At 67.2% G+C, this 17549-nt stretch carries 14 protein-coding genes and 1 pseudogene; 5 read left to right on the top strand and 10 right to left on the bottom strand.

Annotated elements, in window-relative coordinates:
• On the top strand, positions 1–888 hold the full coding sequence (locus tag A9974_RS21725) for an IclR family transcriptional regulator (RefSeq protein ID WP_255468284.1): 888 nt from the start codon (positions 1–3) through the stop codon (positions 886–888).
• A 128-nt stretch (positions 889–1016) separates the two neighbouring features.
• Here A9974_RS21725 and A9974_RS21720 read toward each other — a convergent pair whose 3' ends face one another.
• Complete coding sequence (locus tag A9974_RS21720) at positions 1017–3218, bottom strand: TonB-dependent siderophore receptor (RefSeq protein ID WP_183006240.1); 2202 nt, start codon at positions 3216–3218, stop codon at positions 1017–1019.
• A 158-nt stretch (positions 3219–3376) separates the two neighbouring features.
• On the opposite strand from A9974_RS21720, the pseudogene A9974_RS21715 reads away from it, so the two are divergent.
• A pseudogene (locus tag A9974_RS21715) lies at positions 3377–3520 on the top strand (type II toxin-antitoxin system HipA family toxin); the annotation flags it as partial.
• Between the two features lie 385 nt (positions 3521–3905).
• Positions 3906–4169, top strand: a complete 264-nt coding sequence (locus A9974_RS21710) for a hypothetical protein (protein ID WP_183006239.1) — start codon at positions 3906–3908, stop codon at positions 4167–4169.
• A 50-nt stretch (positions 4170–4219) separates the two neighbouring features.
• Here the strand turns inward: A9974_RS21710 and A9974_RS21705 are convergent, their stop codons facing one another.
• From A9974_RS21705 to A9974_RS21690, 4 genes are all read right to left on the bottom strand, one after another.
• Positions 4220–6619, bottom strand: coding sequence for a TonB-dependent siderophore receptor (locus tag A9974_RS21705; RefSeq protein WP_370539669.1), 2400 nt, complete (start codon positions 6617–6619; stop codon positions 4220–4222).
• A 140-nt stretch (positions 6620–6759) separates the two neighbouring features.
• A complete protein-coding gene (locus tag A9974_RS21700; RefSeq protein WP_183006238.1) occupies positions 6760–7749 on the bottom strand; it encodes a FecR family protein in 990 nt (329 codons plus the stop codon).
• 77 nt (positions 7750–7826) lie between these two features.
• The gene (locus A9974_RS21695; protein WP_183006237.1) at positions 7827–8330 is read right to left on the bottom strand and encodes an RNA polymerase sigma factor; all 504 of its coding nucleotides are present in this window, start codon (positions 8328–8330) and stop codon (positions 7827–7829) included.
• A gap of 49 nt (positions 8331–8379) precedes the next feature.
• Complete coding sequence (locus A9974_RS21690; protein WP_183006236.1) at positions 8380–9696, bottom strand: MFS transporter; 1317 nt, start codon at positions 9694–9696, stop codon at positions 8380–8382.
• Between the two features lie 123 nt (positions 9697–9819).
• On the opposite strand from A9974_RS21690, the gene A9974_RS21685 reads away from it, so the two are divergent.
• Entirely contained in the window at positions 9820–11322 is a 1503-nt protein-coding gene (locus A9974_RS21685) for a PLP-dependent aminotransferase family protein (protein ID WP_183006235.1), read from the top strand.
• Positions 11323–11369: 47 nt separating this feature from the next.
• On the opposite strand, the gene A9974_RS21680 is transcribed toward A9974_RS21685, so the two are convergent.
• The 3 genes from A9974_RS21680 to A9974_RS21670 are packed head-to-tail and all read right to left on the bottom strand — an operon-like array spanning position 11370 to position 15069.
• Entirely contained in the window at positions 11370–12698 is a 1329-nt protein-coding gene (locus A9974_RS21680; protein ID WP_183006234.1) for an aspartate aminotransferase family protein, read from the bottom strand.
• On the bottom strand, positions 12695–13774 hold the full coding sequence (locus A9974_RS21675; protein ID WP_183006233.1) for a phosphotransferase: 1080 nt from the start codon (positions 13772–13774) through the stop codon (positions 12695–12697). The genes A9974_RS21680 and A9974_RS21675 overlap by 4 nt, the downstream gene beginning before the upstream one ends.
• The gene (locus A9974_RS21670) at positions 13771–15069 is read right to left on the bottom strand and encodes an ArgE/DapE family deacylase (protein ID WP_183006232.1); all 1299 of its coding nucleotides are present in this window, start codon (positions 15067–15069) and stop codon (positions 13771–13773) included. Before A9974_RS21670 ends, A9974_RS21675 begins: the two co-directional genes overlap by 4 nt.
• Before the next feature lie 194 nt (positions 15070–15263).
• On the opposite strand from A9974_RS21670, the gene A9974_RS29530 reads away from it, so the two are divergent.
• Entirely contained in the window at positions 15264–15887 is a 624-nt protein-coding gene (locus tag A9974_RS29530; RefSeq protein ID WP_255468283.1) for a hypothetical protein, read from the top strand.
• A gap of 92 nt (positions 15888–15979) precedes the next feature.
• Here A9974_RS29530 and A9974_RS21660 read toward each other — a convergent pair whose 3' ends face one another.
• Both A9974_RS21660 and A9974_RS21655 read right to left on the bottom strand, forming a co-directional pair.
• Positions 15980–16765 carry a helix-turn-helix domain-containing protein gene (locus A9974_RS21660; protein ID WP_183006231.1) on the bottom strand — a complete coding sequence of 262 codons (786 nt, stop codon included), beginning with the start codon at positions 16763–16765 and terminating at the stop codon, positions 15980–15982.
• A gap of 138 nt (positions 16766–16903) precedes the next feature.
• Positions 16904–17503, bottom strand: a complete 600-nt coding sequence (locus A9974_RS21655) for a DUF4304 domain-containing protein (RefSeq protein WP_183006230.1) — start codon at positions 17501–17503, stop codon at positions 16904–16906.
• Positions 17504–17549 lie beyond the last annotated feature (46 nt).

Below are 17549 nucleotides of genomic sequence, written 5' to 3'. Positions count from 1 at the left end.
ATGACTGCAACCAAGAAATCCGCCTTCAACCGCGCCACGCCCAAAGCCGATGTGCCGGCCGATGCATCGGCAGACCTGTCGGCCGAGTCGTCAGCCGACGCGCCGGGCGCGCAACGCTACGCGGCGCCTGCCCTGGAAAAGGGGCTGGATATCCTGGAAGCGCTGGCGGCCAGCCCGGCCGGCTATACGCTGGCCGAGCTGGCGCAAAAGATCGGTCGCAGCGTCAGCGAGATCTTCCGCATGGCCGTGACACTGCAGCGCCGCGGTTTCGTGCAGGTCGACGAAAACGACCGTTATTCGCTGACGCTCAAGATGTTCGAGCTGGCGCATCGCCAGCAGCCGCTCAAGTCGCTGGTCAGCGTGGCCTTGCCGCTGCTGCGCGAGCTGGCCAACCGCGCCCGCCAATCCTGCCACTTGGCGGTGTACCAGGGCGGCCGGGTGGTGGTGATCGCCCAGGTCGACAGCCCCGAGCGCTGGTCGTTCGGCCTGAAGGTGGGCGTGATGATGGGCCTGACCGACACCTCGTCCGGCCACGTGCTGCTGGCGTTTCGCGACGAGGTCGAGCGCACCCGGATGCTGGCCGCGCACATCAAGGTCGAAGGCGAGCTGGAGTCCGACCCGGGCGAGCTGTTCTCGATCCTGGCCGACGTGCGCAAGGATGGCTGCGCCTGCATGGCCAGCCGCCAGATCCGCGGCATCACCAACGTGGCGTTTCCGGTCATGGGCGTGGGCAACCACGTCATTGCGGCGATCAACGTGCCGCACATCGAACGGATCGACCAGAAGGAATCTCCCAGCATCGCGCAGGTGCAGGAGATCGTCGGCAACGTGGCCAAGCGGCTGTCGACGCTGATGGGGTATAGCGGGTATCTGCCGGAACAGGCGTAGGCGGTTGCGGTATCGCGGCCCCGTTCTGCGGGCCGCGCTTCATTGACGAGGACGCCGCAATATCTTTGGCGTGCGATGCAGAGTGGTGCCACGCCGTGGCGTGGCACCGTCCGCGGATCGTGGGCCGTTCAGAACAGGTAGCGCGCCGAGAGCACCGCCGAACGACCGTCCCCATACTCGATGGCCGAGGATCTCGAATCGCTGCCCAGGGTCTGCCGCACGCGTTCGACGTAGGCCTTGTCGGTCAGGTTGTCGACGTTCAGCTGCAGCTTGAGATTGCGGTTCACGTCATACGAGGCCATGACCCCGTGGACCCAGTAGGGGGCCAGCGTGCCGTTGCCTTGCGAGGTGACATTGCGCGACCCCACGTAACGCGCGCCGTAGCCGACCGTCCAGCCCGCCGGCAGCCTGTAGCTGGTCCACAGGCTGAAGGAGTGCCGCGGCGTATTGCCCAGGGCCTGGCCTACGCGGGCGGGTTGGGAAACCGACTGGCGTGTTTCGCTGTCCAGCAGGGTGTAGTTGGCGAACACATCCCATTGCGGCGTGACCTTGCCGGAGGCGTTGAGCTCCAGTCCCTTGACGCGCTGGGCGCCCGCGAGCAGATACGTGCCATCGCTCATGGATTCGCGGGCATTGGTCTTGTCGACCTGGAACAGTGCCCCGCCCAGGGCCAGCCGCTGGTCCATCAGTTCCCATTTGGTTCCCAGTTCCACCGTGCGGTTTTTCTCGGGCGCCAGGCTGCTGGTGGCCTGGTTCAGGCCGCTGCCGGTGGACACCAGGAATTCTGCCGAGGGGTTGAAGGACGTGCCGTAGGCGATGTAGATGCGGCCATGATCGGTGGGCTTGAAGGTCAGGCCGGCGCGGGTACTGAGCTTGCGGTCGGTGCTGCTGTTGTCGACGCGGGCCCCCTTGACGGGCCGATTCGAGGCTTCGCCGTCGATCCAGTCATACCGTAACCCCACGTTGACATCGAACATCGAGCCCAGCGCGATGGTGTCCATGGCATAGAGTGCGCGGGTTTCCAGGCTGGTCAGGGTTCTGGCCGACGTCCGCTTGTCGGTGGGGCCATCCCAACGGCCGGGCGGGTTCGCCAGGGAATAGCCATTGGCCGGGAAGCGCGAGTTGATGTTGTAGGAATAGGCGGTGCGGTCGTAGGTTTCGCGCGATAGTTCCACGCCCGTGACCAGGATGTGGCCCAGTCCGAACGTATCGAACTTGCTGGTGAGGTTGGTCTGGTTGATCCACATGTCGGTGACGGAATCGCGGCCATACGCCTGGGGGCCTGCCGGCTTGTAGCGGCCAGGAGGCAGGCCGCGCTGATTCGCATGCGATGCCGACACGACCGTGTTGCGGTCAAGACGGGAGTAGCGCGTCAGGTTCTCGATCTTCAGGTTGGACGAGAAGTCGTGTTCCAGCCGGGCCGTGATCGCGTCGGATTGGATCTTGTCCTGGTCAAGATTGCGCCAGCCGAAGTAGGCCGAGCGCGAGACGCCATCCAGTTTCTTGCCGTTGAGCGCTGGCACGCCGTAGTCGGGGAGGTTGTCATCGGCTTGATGCAGATAGCTCAGGGTCAGCCGGGTCGGCCCGTTCATGCCCAGGGTCAGCGATGGCGCCACGCCCCAGCGCCGCTTGTCGATCCGGTCGCGCCCGGGCACGTCGTTGCCGTGGCCCATCAGGTTCAGGCGGAAGGCAGCGAATCCGTTGGGGTCCAGGGTCTGGTTCGTATCCAGCGTCAGCCGCTTGTAGCGGTCGGTGCCCAGACCCGCGTCGATCTGGGTGAAGCTTGACGCCTTGGGCCGCTTGCTCACCATGTTGATACTGCCGCCCGTGGTGCCGGCGCCGCCGAAGACGGAGTTCGGGCCTTTGATGACCTCGACCGATTCCAGGTTGAACAGGTCGCTGCGGCTGGTCTGGGCGCTGTCGCGCAGGCCATCGAGCTGCATGTTGGCGTTGGCGCTGAAGCCGCGGATGTTGATGGAGTCGCCAGAGCCGCCGCCGCCTTCGCCCGCATTGAAGGTGATACCCGACACATTGGACAGGGCCTGGCGCAGGCTCAGCGCGTTCTGCTCATCCAGGACCTGGCGCGGCACCACGGTGATGGTCTGCGGCACGTCCAGCAGCGGTACGGCATATTTGGCCGAACTCGCGTTGTCTGTCTTGGAGCTATCGACGGCCTGGCCGGTGACGGTGACGGGCGCCAGCTGCACGCTGGGCTGGGCGTCTGCCGCCACGGCCTGCGCGGGCGCGGCGAGCGTGGCGGTGGTTGCCAAGGCGGATACAAAGCAGAACCGGGGGGCCAGCGTGCTTGTCCTGATGTCAGGCGATATCATGAAACGATCCTTTAAATAATAACAAGTTGCATTCGCATTGTTATTAACGGATCAATCAAGCGAGCGGGCAATCAGATCATTCTGATTTTTCTGGAGCGTCGGCAAAATTATTCAGTTTGCGGACTGATCCTATGTTCTGAACCGATGCCATCGAGCGCGACGATTTCCGGATGTCCATTGCCGGCGCGCAGGAAAAGGCCGCTTTCTTGCGGTTCAACGGCCGCTGGTGCCGGCCGCACGGTGCAACGTCGACCATCCATATCTTCAAGATGCCCTTGGGCTTGGCTGGCAACACGAAGGCGGTGTGCGAAAGCCGCTTGGACGTGACGACGCGGACGTATGGATTCGGGATGCTGGAGGGCCGTTTGCGCCTGATCCGGCCCCTTGGCCGGACACAGCGCGAGCCTGGTGGCCCGGACCGGTGAGCCGCGGCGTGCAAGCGTTGAGCACGTGGATTTAGGAACAGTCTGATGTTCGGCGTGTTCGTGCGTCGATATAGTGGCCAAGCACAGTCCATGGCTTGGCGCGCTTGCGGAAAGGCCGCTGCGGCAGCGCCTTCCCGCAGAAAGAGGCGGGGCTACTCTCTTGGCCGATCCCGTTGATGCCGCAATGAATGGTGCCCCCGTTTTCCCGTGTCTTTCCGTTTCTACCGGTGCCGAGTCGCCGGCAGAAGCGCTTTCGCATTCCGTGGGTCTGAATACGTCGGCGCTGCTGTCCATGTGGCTGCTGGCGCGCGCGGGCGGCCCTTCGCGCAGCTCCGTGGTGCAGGCGCTGATGAACACGCACGGCTGGACCAGTCTGCGTGCCTGGCGCCATTGGCGCGGTTATTCCAAGATGGAAATGGCACGGCGGCTGGACGTCCATCCGGCCACCTACGAACTGGTCGACGATGGCTCGGTCGATCTGGGGCAATGGCTGTTGCCTGCCATCGAAAAACTGCTGCAGGACTGAGGCTGCGGTCCCCGAATGCTCCTCGCGGGGTTGCAGATTCAGGAGCCGCCCTACCAGTAGTACTTCACCGATGCCACCACCGTGCGGCCGTTGCCGTACATGCACACGCCATACGACTGGCAGCCGCTGACATATTGCTTGTCGAACAGGTTGGCGGCGTTCAGGGCAAAGCGCCAGTTGGGCATCTCGTAGTGCAGGCCGGCGTCGTAGACGGTATAGCTGGGGATCTTCAACGAGTTGTCGGACGCGCCGGCCGCCGAGCTCTGGTAGCGCACCCCGGCGCCCATGCCGAAGCCTTCCAGCGGGCCGGTGCGCCAGGTCCAGTCGGCCCACAGCGAGGCCATCTGGCGCGGGCGCGGGATATCCACCGGCCATTTGCCTTCGGTGCCGTCGTTGGCCTTGGTGATCTTGACGTTCTGGAACACGTAGGCGCCGACGATCGAGAGCTCGGGGGTGACCTTGCCCACCGCGCTCAGCTCGACGCCTTGCGAACGCACGGCGCCCGTCTGCACGTAGGTGCTGTTGGTGGGATCGTCCGGGTTGTTGGTGACGACGTCGGTCTGCTTGATCTGGTAGACGGCGGCGTTCAGCGTCAGGTTCTTGCCGTCGGGCTGCCAGCGCAGGCCGGCTTCGATCTGTTCACCCTTGGTGGGCTTGGCCCACGAGCCGTCGGCCAGGCGGGTGTTGGACACCGGATTGAACGACGTGGCGTAGCTGACGTAGGGCGACAGGCCGTAGTCACCCAGGTAGGTCAGGCCGACGCGGCCGGTAAAGGCCTGGTCCAGCTGTGAGGTGCGGGCATCGGCTTCGCGGTCGGTCTGTTCGGTCTTGGCCCAGTCCTTGCGGCCGCCCAGCGTCAGCACCCAGCGGTCCCATTTGATCTGGTCTTGCGCGTACAGGCCCACCGCGTTCATGGTGGTGTAGGTGTCGGTGCGCGGGTAGGCGTTCGGGCCGTAGAACAGCGATTTATTGACCGGCGCGTAGACCGGGTTGTACAGATTCAAGGACGGCGCCAGCGCCAGCGATTCGCTGTCGGTGGTGGATTGGCGGCTGTATTCCAGGCCGGTCAGCAGCGTGTGTTCCAGCGCGCCGGTGCGGAATTTGGCTTCGGCCTGGTTGTCGACGTCGAAGCGGCTGTAGTTGAACTGGAAGATGCCGGCGTAGCGCGTCATCGAGGCCATGGTGGGATCGCTGTCATCCAGGCCGCCGCCATAGACCGAGCGGTTGTTCAACTGCAGGTGCATCAGGCGGGTGTTCTGGCGCAGGGTCCAGACCGAGTCCAGTTTGTGTTCCAGCGCGTAGCCGAGCGACCACTGCTTCTTGTGGTAGTAGTTGAAATCCGGGTCGCCGGTGTAGAGGTCGCGCGAAATGCGGCCGTTGGGGTTGGGCAGCACCGTGCCTTGGGCGGGCAGGAAGTTGCTGGTGATGTCGCCCCAGTCTTCCAGGAAGGTGGCGGACAGGGTCAGGCTGGTGGCGGCGCTGGGCTGCCAGCGCAGCGATGGCGCAAGGACCACGCGCTGATCCTTGTTGGGGCCGGTCTGGGCGTTGCCGTCGCGGCCCACGCCCAACACGCGGTACGACAGCGTGCCGTTCTCGTCGATGTTGTCGCCGATATCGAAGCTGAGCTGCTTGCGCGCATAGTTGCCGACCTGGGCCTCGATTTCGCGGGTGCGTTCGCCGTTGGCGAGCTTGCTCTGCACGTCGACGATGGCACCGGGGTCGCCCTGGCCGTACAGCACCGAGGTCGGCCCGCGCAGCACGGTGATGCTGTCGATCAGGTAGGGGTCGACGCGCCAGCTGGCCAGGTTGAGCGTGTTGGGCACCTGCAGGCCGTCAACATAGGCGGTGGGGGTGAAACCGCGCAGCGCGGAATACCAGTCCGAGCGGTTGTCCGAGCCGTAGCTGGAAAAACCGGGCACGTAGTGCAGGGCCTGGTTGATGTCGGTGGCGCCGGTCATCTCGACCTGCTGCGCGGTGACGACGTTGATGGTCTGCGGAATTTCGTTGAGCGCGGTGTCGGTCTTGGTGCCGGTGCGGCTGCGGCGCGCGACCAGGCCTTCGACGGCTTCGCCGCGCGTGTCGCCGTAGACGGACACGGCGGGCAGGGTGGCGGTTTCCGATGCCGGGGGCTGCACGACGGCGGTGTTGCCGTCGATCTTGGCCACCAGGCCGGTGCCGGCCAGCAGCCGGTCCAGCGCCTGTTGCGGCGTGAGCGTGCCGCTGACGGCGGGCGCGCGGCGGTTCTGCACGGCCTCGGGCAGGTAATAGACCTGCAGGTTGGTCTGGCGGCCCAGTTGCAGCAACGCCTGAGCCAGCGCTTGGGCGGGGAGGTTGATCTTGACGGTGGCGGCTTGGGCCGGCGCTTGCGTTTGCGCCCGGGCTGCTGGCGGCACCACGGCCAGCGCGGCGGCGATAGCCAAGGCCAGGGGGCACAGGGCGGTGGTCGTCACGATGGGCTCAGTCGGGACGGCGGATCGGATGCGATCCGGCCGGGGGTTCATGCGAGGCGAAAAACCCCGCTTACTTGCTATGAGCGAATCGGCGGGCCAACCCCGTAATGATTCTCAACTCAAAATTGAAACCGTTTGTATCATCGCGCCGCGATGTCGCTGCCGCCGTCCGCGCGCGGCACCACGCGCACCGGGATCAGGGCGGGCAGGGCCGTCAGAAAGCTGGCGGTGTTGTCCACGTCGAAGACGCCCGCGATGCGGATGCCGCGCAGCGCGGCGGCGACGCGGATGGGCTGGCTGCGGTAGCGGTTGATCTCGTCCACCACTTGCGCCAGCGGCACGTTGTCGAACACGGCCTTGCCCTGGCGCCAGGCGGTGAGCGAGGCGACGTCCACCGCCTCGACCTGCATGGCGTCGCCGCGATGGGCCAGGCTGATGCCCTGGCCGGCGGTCAGTTGCGCGAGCTGGCGGTTCCACCAGGGGCCAGTGGAAACTTCGACCGATCCGGATTCGACCGAGACCGCCATGCGCTCGCGGTCGTAGCGCACGTTGAAGCGCGTGCCGGTGACGCGCACGCGCCCCACGGCGGTGTCGACGATGAACGGCCGGGCCTTGTCGGGCGACACTTCAAACATGATTTCGCCGGCCTGCAACGCGATATGGCGTTCGTCCTGCGTATAGCGCACGTCGGCCTGGGTGGCGGTGTTCAGCGTCAGGACGGAGTCGTCCTGCAGTGCGATCCGGCGGCGTTCGCCACGGCCGGTGGCGTAGCCCTGCTGGAACAGCGCCTGGGCTGGCCACCACAGCGGCCACGCCACGCCGGCGGCGGCAGCCGCGCCCACCGCGCCGGCCAGCCCCCAAGTCAGGCGGCGGCGCTGCGGCGAGGCAAGGCGCGGCGTCGGCTTGCGCGCGGCCAGCGGGCGCAGGTCGCGGTCCGGCACGGCCTGCGTCAGGCGCCAGATCTGCAGCATCTCCTGGTAGGCGCGCTCGTGGGCGGGATCGGCCTGGCGCCAGGCCTGGAACTGCCGCCGTTCGCCAGCCGTCATGAGGCCGCCGTGGTCGCGGGTGAACCAATAGGCCGCCGCGTCCAGGGGATCCCCAGGCAGATTGGAAAAATCAGAGGTGTCCATGGTGCTCCCGTGCCGGCATCAGCGCATTCCGCCCGGCCTTATGGGATAAGACAATCTGGCCATGAAAGTCCGTAATGTCATCGCGCATAGGCATGCAGGCGGGTGTGAAGGTGCCGCATGGTGCGGGTGAGATGCTTTTCGACGCTGCTGACCGACAGCCCCAGGTGCGCGGCGATTTCCGGCACGGTCCAGCCTTCCAGCCGGTGCCAGGCGAAGACCTCGGCGCAGGGCGCGGGCAGTTCGTCCAGCGCCTGGCGCAGGGCTTGTGACAGCTGGGCCGTGCGGGCGCCGGCCTCGGGGCCGTCCTGGGCGGGATGATCGCTTTCGTCCAGGTCCTGCAAGGGGATGGCGGCGGCGCGCTGCTGCTTGTGGTGCTGGTTCACCAGGCCGTGGTAGACGCTGCGGTGCAGGTAGGCGCGCGGATTGCGGATCGCCGACACATCGCCTTCCAGCAGGTTGGCGATGGCGTCGTGGGTGGTGTCTTCGACGTCGCCCGCGGTGTGCCCCTTGCGTTTCCATGTGCCCAGCAACTCGCGGTAGTAGGCGAGCCAACCGTGTTCTGCGGGGCGGGTCCGGCGCATGCGGGGGAAACGGGAAAGGGACGAAGCCGCCGATTATTGCAAATAAAAATTATTCTTGTAAAGCCCAAGGCGGCCGCCGGTTGCGGGCGGCATCGCGTTCGGCGGTCGGCAGGTACACCGCGCACAGGAAGTTGGCGCCCGCGATGATGGCGAACATCAGCGCCATCGGCTGCCAGGTCAGGCCGAAGGTGTGCGCCACCCACAGGCCCACCAGCGGCGTGGTGCCGCCGAAGATCGCGCCGCACAACTGGAAGCTGAGCGAGATGCCGGTGTAGCGCATCTCCACCGGGAAGGCCAAGGGCAGGTAGGGCGCCAGCACCGCGTAGTAGGCGCCGATCAGGAAGATCGCGGTCAGGATGCCGATGGCGATGTTCTGGATGTCGCCCGTCAGGATCAGCATCATCATCGGCACGGACCAGAGCGTGGACAACGCGGTGACCCAGATCAGGAAGCGCCGCTCGCCGATGCGGGTGGCGATGTATGAAGCGATCGGGAAGCTGATCAGTTCGACCACGCCGGCCCACGTCACGACGTCCAGGATCTGGCTGCGCGTGATCTTCAGGTAGGTGGTGGTGTAGGTGATCATCAGAGTCGTTACGAAATAGAACCCCGAGATGCCCAGGAGGCACAGGCCGATGCCCAGCAGCAAGGCGCGCTTGCGTTCGCGCAGCACCAGGCGGATGGGTGCGGTGGTTTCCTTTTTCTGCGCTTTCAGGCGGGCTTCGAGTTCGGGGCTTTCGTTGACGCCGCGGCGGATCACGAAGGCCACCAGCACCAGCACGCCGCTGATGATGAACGGCAGGCGCCAGCCCCACGACAGGAAGTCTTCCTTGGGCAGGTCGGACACCAGGCGGAACACGCCGGTGGCCAGGATCAGGCCGATGGGGCTGCCGTATTGTGGCGCCGACGCCAGGAAGGTGCGCCACTTGGGCGGCGCGTGTTCGGCCGCGATCAGCACCGCGCCGCCCCATTCGCCGCCTACCGCGATGCCCTGCACCAGGCGCAGGGCCACCAGCAGCACCACGGCGGCCAGGCCGATGGAATGATAGGACGGCAGCAACCCGATCAGCGTGGTGGCCACGCCCATCAGCAGCAGCGTGAAGACCAGGCTCTGCTTGCGCCCGATGCGGTCGCCCATGTGGCCGAACAGCACCGCGCCCACCGGCCGCGCGAAAAAGCCGATGGCGAATGTGCCCAGCGATGCCAGCGTGCCCATGAAGGGATCGTTGGTGGCGAAGAACACGTCGCCGAACACCAGGGCGGCCGCCGTGGCGTAGCAATAAAAGTCGTACCACTCGATCATGGTGCCGAAGAAAGCCGCGGCCGCGGCCCTGACCGGCTGCCTGCGGCCCGTCGTGTCGTTCATGGAATTCCCCTTGTTTTGCGCGGCTGCCCAAGCGGCGCCGCGACGTCTGATGACGGCGTTGACGATAGCAACTACTGGCTATATCTTGTATAGCCACAATGTGCCCAGAGATAGGTCCACTTCATGAAGGAAGTCCTGCTTGCCGATTTGCTCGCCGGTTCGCTGTCACGCGAGTCGGATGAAGCCTTGCAGAAGCAGATCTACGACATTGTTCGGCGCGGTGTGCTGGACCACACGCTGGTCGCGGGCCAACGCCTGCCGTCGTCGCGCGCGCTGGCCGCCGACTTGGAAATTTCACGCATCACGGTGACGCTGGCTTACGAAAGGCTGATCGCCGAAAACTACCTGAGCGCACGTGGCGGCAGCGGTACCTTCGTGGAAAAAACGGTGGACCGGCCGCTGTTGCCGCCCGAGTCGCCCGAGCACGTGCAGCGCCATCGGCCGGGCCTGTCGGCGCGCGGCGAGACCATCGCGGGCGGCGCCGGCGGGCTGGCCCAGCACACGGGCGCCTTCGTGCCGGGCGTGGCCGATGCCAGCCTGTTCCCGTTTCATCTCTGGCGCCGCCTGGTGTCGCGCCACCTGGGCAAATCCAATCTGGCGTTGTCGGGCTATGCCAAGGACGGCGCGGGCTACATGCCGCTGCGGCTGGCGATTGCCAATTACCTGCGCCTGGCGCGGTCGGTCGTGTGCGAGCCCGAGCAGGTCATCGTCACGGCGGGCACGCACCAGTCGGTGGACCTGTGCGCGCGGCTGCTGACGGAATGGGGCGACAGCGCCTTGGTCGAAAGCCCCTGCCACTGGGCCTTTCCGCCCGTGCTGGGCGCGGCCGGCGTGCGGGCGCATGCCGCGGTGGTGGACGACCAGGGCCTGGACCTGGCCGCCAGCCCGCAGCCGCGCCGCGCGCGGCTGCTGATCACCAGTCCGTCGCATCAGTACCCCACCGGCGTGGTGATGCCGCTGGCCCGCCGCCTGGAACTGCTGCAAGCGGCGCGCACGCGCGGGCTGTGGGTGATCGAGGACGACTACGACAGCGAGTTCCGCTACGACGGCGCGCCGATTCCGTCGCTGCAGGGCCTGGACGCGGACGGCCGCGTGATCTACATGGGCACGTTCAGCAAGACCATGTTCGCGGGCCTGCGTATGAGCTACATGGTGGTGCCGCCGCAAGTGGCCGCCTCGTTCTCGCAGGCGGCCGCCAGCATCTACCGGCCTGGCCAGCTGCACTTGCAGGCGGCGCTGGCCGACTTCATGGGCGATGGCCATTTCTCGCACAACATCAAACGCCTGCGCACCGAGTACGCCGGCCGCCAGGCGGTGCTGCGCGAGGCGCTGGCGGCGCGGGTCGGGGATCAGGTGGAACTGTCGCAGGCGCGCGCCGGCCTGCACGTCTATGCGCGTTTGCGGCCCAGGGTCCAGGTTGCGCGGCTGGCGGACGCCGCCAAGCAAGAGGGTATCGTGCTGGGCCTGCCGCACTACCTGCCAGACGCCGCACGGGCCAGCAGGCCCGCCGTGGTGCTGGGCTATGGCGGCGTGCCGTGCGAACGCATCGACGATGGCGTGATGCGTTTCGCGCGGGCGTTGGAACGGGCAACGCAGGCCAAGTCGGCTCGGGCCGGCAAGCGTTGACGCCCGGGCCCGGCAATCCGGGTGGACGGCGGGGCGCCCCGCCGTCTTTACAGCTCGGCCAGCACCGCCTCCGCCGCCGCCAGCAGCAGATCGGCGTGCTCGCGATTGAACGGCAGTTGCGGGCGCAGCTTGAGCACGTTGCCGTGCAGGCCGGTGGCGCTGAGCAGCACGCGGCGTTCGCGCATCAGGTTGACGAAACGGTGCGTCTCTTCCTTGGCCGGGGTCTTGGCGGCGCGGTCGCGCACCAGTTCCACGCCGATGAACAGGCCATCGCCGCGCACGTCGCCGATCAGGGCGTGGCGTCGGGCCAGCGCCCGCAGGCCGTCACGCAGATACTGCCCGGTGCGCGCGGCGTTTTCCTGCAGGCCTTCTTCCTGGATCACCGCCAGCGTGGCCTGTGCCGCGGCGCAGGCCACGGGGTTGCCGCCGAAGGTATTGAAATAGCGAGCGTCGCGGCCAAAGCGTTCCATGATGTCGGGGCGCGAGACCATCGCGGCAATGGGGTGGCCGTTGCCCATGGGCTTGCCCATGGTGACGATGTCCGGCACCAGGCCGTGGCGCTGGAAGCCCCACATGCAGGACCCCGTGCGCGCGAATCCTGCCTGGACTTCGTCGGCGATGAACAGGCCGCCGGCATCGCGGATCGCCTGCACCGCCGGCGCCAGAAAGCCCGCGGGGTCGCTGTAGACGCCGTCGCTGGAGAGGATGGTGTCCACCAGCAGCGCGGCCGGGCGAATGCCATGGCGACGCATGTCGTCGATGGCCGACTGCACCTGCTGGCCAAACCACGCGCCCAGCGTGGCCGGGTCGTGGCGGTAGCTGTCGGGCGCGGCCACGGTGCGCGTGTCCAGGCCCAGCGGCACTGCCTGGCCCAGCGACGGCGATACGGCCGCCACCGCCGTGGTCACGCCGTGGTACGCCAGTTGCGTGACGATGACGCCGGTGCCCCCCGTATGGCTGCGCGCCACGCGCAGGGCCAGGTCGTTGGCTTCGCTGCCGGTGCAGGTGAAGATCACTTGCGACAGCGGTTCGGGGAAGGTGGCGAGCAGTTGCTCGGCGTAGTCCAGCACGCCGTCGTGCAGGTAGCGCGTATGCGTGTTCAGCACGGCGGCCTGTTCAGCGATCGCGCGCACCACGCGCGGGTGGCTGTGGCCCACCGAGGCCACGTTGTTGTAGGCGTCCAGGTAGCGCTGGCCGTCGGCGCCGATCAGCCATACGCCTTCGCCGCGCACGATATGCAGCGGCTGGTCGTAGAACAGGCGGTAGGACGGGCCCAGCACGCGCTGGCGGCGGGCGATCAGGGCGCGTTCGGCCTCGGGCAGCGCAGCGGCTGCGGCGGGGTCGAAGGCATTGAGCATGGCTTTGTCTCGGCTCACGTGAAACTCTCCATCGGGGTCAGGCTGGCGGCCAGCAGGGTCTCGCTGGCCTGTTGCTGCGGCATCGCATCCAGCCGCGCCAGGCCGGTCCAGGCCAGGCCGTTGTTGCGCAGGATGTAGTGGCGGTTTTCGGGATGCTGCTGCGCGCGCCACCCGGTGATGGCCACCGTGATGAGCAGGCGCGCGGCCATCAGGCCGGGCAGCAGGGCGATTTCGGTATCGGTCAGCGGCAGTGCCTGGTGATAGCTGGCCAGGCAATGGCGCAGCGCGGGCGACAGCGGATCGGGCGCGTCCTGCAGCAGGTAGGCGCCGGCCACGGCCAGGTCCTGCACCAGCGGCGCGCGCACCATGTCGCCAAAATCCAGCAGCGCGGCGATGTGGTCGTGCCGGGCGCGGTCCACCATTACGTTGTAGGGGTTCAGGTCGTTGTGGATGACCTGGCGCCGCAGGCCGCCCAGCCTGGGCTGCGTGTCGCGCATGAAGCGGTCCAGCTGGCGCTCGGCCAATCTGCGCCGTTCCGGTTCCACGATGCGCGGCAGCAGGTCGGCCAGGCGGTCGGCATGTTGCAGATCCCACATCAGTTCGTGGTCGGCCATGGGGTGGCTGAAAGCCGCTAGCGCCAGGTCGAACTGCGCCAGCGCGCGGCCCAGGGCCTGGTGCTGCGCCGGGCTGCGATCCACCTTGTACAGCGGCACGCCGTCCACGAAGGTCATCAGGCGGATGGCGCGGCGGCCGCCGTCCTCGTCGTCGCGCCAATGCACGTAGCCGCCCGCCAGGCCGGGAATCAGCCGCGGCACGGGCGGCTTGCCGCCCGCTTGCATCAGGCACAGCTGGGCCTGGGTATGGAAGTCGGTGACGGCCGGGTCTTCGGCCGGATGGGTGGCCTTGAGCACATAGGCGGCACCGCCTTCGCACTGCATCAGGAAATTCTGGTCGCGTTCGCTGGACAGGACGCTGGCGCGGGCGCTCAATCCGTAGCAGGACAGTGCCACGGCTTCGGCCTGTGCCAGCGTCAGTTTGGGGGGCTCGGCCGCGAACAGCGCCTGGCCGGCGCTGGGAAGGGGGCTGCGATTCATGTCGGGCGCGCTTCCAGTCCGCACCATTCGGCGATGAACAGCGCGATGGTCTGGGTGACCTTGCGCACCGATTCCAGGTTCACGGCTTCGTCGTAGCCGTGCGGCATGCGGCATTCCGGGCCATAGACGATGGCCGGCGTGTCCGCGTACAGGCCATAGAAACGCGCGTCGGTGGCAGCGGAGGTGGCGTACTCGCGCAGCGGCTCGCCGAATACCTGTTGGTGGGCGCTGCGCAGCGCGGCCTCGACCTCGTCGGCATCCTTCAGTTCGTAGCCCTCGGCCATGAAGCCATGGTAGATGACCTTGGGCGGATGCTTGGCCAGGAACGGGTCGCGCGCGGCGGCTCGCGCCACGAAGGCCTCGATCTCGGCGCGGGCGTCTTCCAGACGCTGGCCCGGGTACACGGCCACGCGCATGTCGAAGGTGCACCAGGCCGGCACGCTGGACGGCCAGTCGCCGCCGGCGATCTTGCCCAGGTTGAAGCGGATGGGGTGGGGGTGGTCGCAGAAGTGGCGGTGGTCGCACTTGCGGCCGTTCCAGCGTTCTTCCAGCTCGTCCAGCGCCTGGATCAGGAAGATGGCCTTCTGGATGGCGTTGGCGCCCGCGCCGGTGAATGCGCCCGAGGCATGCTGGGGGTCGCCTTCGACCTGCACCTGGAACCACATCGGGCCGACCTGCGCGCGCATCAGCATGGGCAGGAGCGGCTCGGGGATGAAGGCGGCGTCGGCGCGGTAGCCGCGCGCCAGGCAGGCCAGCGCGCCGTTGCCGGTGCACTCTTCTTCGACCACCGATTGCAGGAACACGTCGCCGGCGGGCGCCAGACCCAGGCTGGCCAGCGCGTCCATGGCCGACAGGCAGGCGATCAGGCCTGACTTCATGTCGCCCGCGCCGCGCCCGTGCATCCAGCCATCGACGATGGCGGGGTCGTACGGGTCGCGGCTCCATTGCGCCAGCGGGCCGACCGGCACCACGTCGATGTGGCCGTTCAGGATCAGCGAACGGCCTGTCAGGCTGCGCGCCCGGTGCGCGCCGACCACGTTGTAGGCGTTGTCGTAGGACACCGCTACCGGCGAAAAGCCCGGCAGGTGGCGGATGGCGTCCACGTCGATTTTCCAACGGTCCACGCCATAGCCGCGTTCGGCGTAGCGGGCCGCCATGAAGTCCTGCGCGGTGGCTTCTTCACCGCGCTGCGAGGGCAGGCGCACCAGTTGCGCCGTCAGGTCGGTCTGGGCCGCGAAGCCCGCGTCCACCGCTTGGATGATGCGCTGGCGCAGCGCCGGGGTCAGTTCTGGCATGGATGTGCTCGATGTTGACTGGGATGCGAGCCATCCTAAAGAAAATTGGATCTGTGAAAAATAGCCAATCCTGGTTATTTGATATAGCCACTTTGCGACCGCAGACGGCCTGATGGGGCCGCCTCGGTCAGATCACCGCGCCGGCAGCGCTGGCGCCGCCGCCGGTCTACTGGCGGGGGACGCCCGCAGTGGCGATGGCGTCGCGCCACTGGCTATCGCTGGCCGCGACGAAGCGGGCGAAAAGGACGAATATCTTTGCGCGCGGACCCGCTCCTGGCCGTCAGCCGCCAGATTGGCGGCTGACGGCTATCACTTGGCGGGCGCGTGAGCGCGCCCGATGCCTGCTGGTGAGATGCTTCGAGGACGGCGGGCAGGCCGGCGCGACGCGTCATGGCCTGGCCGACGCACTCGTTCTCCTTTTTTTGGAATCTGCGGCCATGTTGATTGATGAATCGCGCGCTCCCCTCATGTTTCTCCGGTCTCGGGAAGAATCGGATGTTCCCGTCGAACAGCAATTGCAGCGCCTGCTCGATCAGGGGCGGCCGTTCGTGCTGGTGATGGACCACTCGCCCGATGACCACCACGACGAGTCCGTGGAGGCGCGGCGCGAAAGGGCCTTGTTCTTCAAGCGGGTGAAGCACCAGATGCGCAGCGTGTGCCGCGGCATGATCGTGCTGGAAGGCGGCAAGCCGACGCCGGCGCCGATGCGCCTGGCGGCGGCGGGGCTGAGCAAGGCGTTTGGTTTCAAGGTCGGCTTCGTCGACGACGAAACCGCCGCCACCGAACTGGGCCTGAGGTGGATGGTGGGGGGCGCCTAGCTGGGGGCGCCTAGCTGGGGAGGCCTAGCTGGGGGCAGCCTAGCTGCGGGAGCCGGGCCGGGGCCGCCTAGCAGCACATCCCATCCACGCCCCTACCGCAGCAATCGCTCCCGATACACCGCCGGCGTTGCCCCAAAAGCGCGGCGGAACAGATTGATGAAAGCGGTGGGGGTGGAATAACCCAGTTCCAGCGCAATGGTGGTGACTTGCGCGCCATCGGCCAGCCGTTCCAGCGCGCGCAAGAGGCGCGCGCGCTGGCGCCAGGTCGAGAAGTTGAACCCTGTTTCCGCCACGAACCGCCGGCTGAGCGTGCGCGAGCTGACCGCGCCCCAGTCCGCCCATTGCTCCAGGTCGCGCGCGTCCGACGGGTCGTCGATCAAGGCGCGGGCGATGCGTTGCAGACGCGGCTCCTGCGGCATGGGCAGGCCGAAGCTTTCCTCGGGCAGGTCGCGGATCTCTTCGAGGATGACCGCAGCCAGATGCTGGCGCGCGCCCGTCAGGGGCTCGAGCGGCCAGGTGCTTGCGCGCAGCACGGCTTCGCGCAACAGGCCCGATACGCGCAGGGTGCAGGGGTGTTGCGGCAGGCTGGCGCATTGCGCTTCGGTGATGAAGGCGCTCCAGCCATGGAAGGGGCCGTGCGAGCGGGCCCAATGCGCCTGGTGCGGGGGCAGCCAGACGGCGTGGATCGCCGGGACGACCCAGACGCCGCTGTCCAGCCCGACCGACAGCAGGCCTTGCAGCGAGCCGAACAATTGGCCGCGCGAGTGATGATGGGCTTCGGTAGCGAAATCGGTGTCTTCGCAGCGGCCGGCCACGACGAACAGACTGGGGCCGTCGGACCGGTCGACCAGCGAACGGTCGATGGTAAGGTCGGCCATGGCGGATCGGAACTATTCGGGAAGGCTGATAGTCTATCCAAGCCAATGTTCGGTGTCCACGGCAGGCGTTGCCCGCGGCCCGGCGGCAACGCCAGGCGTGTCCGGTCCGCGTTTTCAGCGACGCGACCGTCGCGCGGATCAGCCCGCCAGCGCCTGTTCCAGCTTGGCCTTGAGCGACGTGGCGGCGGCCGGGGCCCGGGCCAGGCCCGAGCGGATGAAGGCCTGCGCGCGTTCGGTATCGCCCAGGTGCTTCGCGATACGCGCGAAGTTCAGTGTCGTGGCCGGGTGGATGGAATCCGGATCGGTCTGCTGCACCAGGCGTTCGCAACTGGCCGGATAGCTGTCGTAATGCGCGAAGAACGCGTGGCCGACCCGGGGCCATTCGCTGATGATGAATTCGACGTTTTCCTCGGCCTGCGCCGCGTCGGCGCCATAGGCCCAGCCATAGGCTTCGCCCGGCGGCGGGTCCATACGGTCGCGGAAAATACAGTGCGATTCCTCGATCTCGGCCGGCGGCACGAAGGCGCCGCCTTCGCACGGCAGGAAGTCGTAGTGCGCGCCCAGGTTGAGGTAGCAGGCCTTGCCGCCGCTGGCCGCCTGGACGTTGAAGACGTGGACAATGGGGCCGCGGATGCGGCGCAGCGTCTGGCCCGTGCCTTCGAAGCCTTCGGCCTTCAAGACCGGGAACAAGTGCTTGGTGAGCAGTTTGAGAAATGCCGCACGGGTGATGGTCGCCATGGCAGGAGCCTTTGCAGGGACGGGGTTGAACCGGATTGAACCGCAT

This window comes from Achromobacter sp. UMC71 (genome assembly GCF_014170305.1).
Taxonomy (GTDB): Bacteria; Pseudomonadota; Gammaproteobacteria; order Burkholderiales; family Burkholderiaceae_B; genus Achromobacter.
The sequence above is the reverse complement of the archived record's forward strand: the minus strand, read 5'-3'. Positions and strand labels throughout refer to the sequence as shown.

Excerpts from the sequence above, each read along its gene's own strand:
- A9974_RS21725 (WP_255468284.1), top strand. The coding sequence starts at position 1 with ATGACTGCAACCAAGAAATCCGCCTTCAACCGCGCCACGCCCAAAGCC.
- A9974_RS21670 (WP_183006232.1), bottom strand. The coding sequence starts at position 15,069 with ATGCCAGAACTGACCCCGGCGCTGCGCCAGCGCATCATCCAAGCGGTG.
- A9974_RS21660 (WP_183006231.1), bottom strand. The coding sequence starts at position 16,765 with ATGGCCGACCTTACCATCGACCGTTCGCTGGTCGACCGGTCCGACGGC.
- A9974_RS21720 (WP_183006240.1), bottom strand. The coding sequence starts at position 3,218 with ATGATATCGCCTGACATCAGGACAAGCACGCTGGCCCCCCGGTTCTGC.
- A9974_RS21700 (WP_183006238.1), bottom strand. The coding sequence starts at position 7,749 with ATGGACACCTCTGATTTTTCCAATCTGCCTGGGGATCCCCTGGACGCG.
- A9974_RS29530 (WP_255468283.1), top strand. The coding sequence starts at position 15,264 with ATGGCGTCGCGCCACTGGCTATCGCTGGCCGCGACGAAGCGGGCGAAA.
- A9974_RS21690 (WP_183006236.1), bottom strand. The coding sequence starts at position 9,696 with ATGAACGACACGACGGGCCGCAGGCAGCCGGTCAGGGCCGCGGCCGCG.
- A9974_RS21675 (WP_183006233.1), bottom strand. The coding sequence starts at position 13,774 with ATGAATCGCAGCCCCCTTCCCAGCGCCGGCCAGGCGCTGTTCGCGGCC.
- A9974_RS21685 (WP_183006235.1), top strand. The coding sequence starts at position 9,820 with ATGAAGGAAGTCCTGCTTGCCGATTTGCTCGCCGGTTCGCTGTCACGC.
- A9974_RS21655 (WP_183006230.1), bottom strand. The coding sequence starts at position 17,503 with ATGGCGACCATCACCCGTGCGGCATTTCTCAAACTGCTCACCAAGCAC.
- A9974_RS21695 (WP_183006237.1), bottom strand. The coding sequence starts at position 8,330 with ATGCGCCGGACCCGCCCCGCAGAACACGGTTGGCTCGCCTACTACCGC.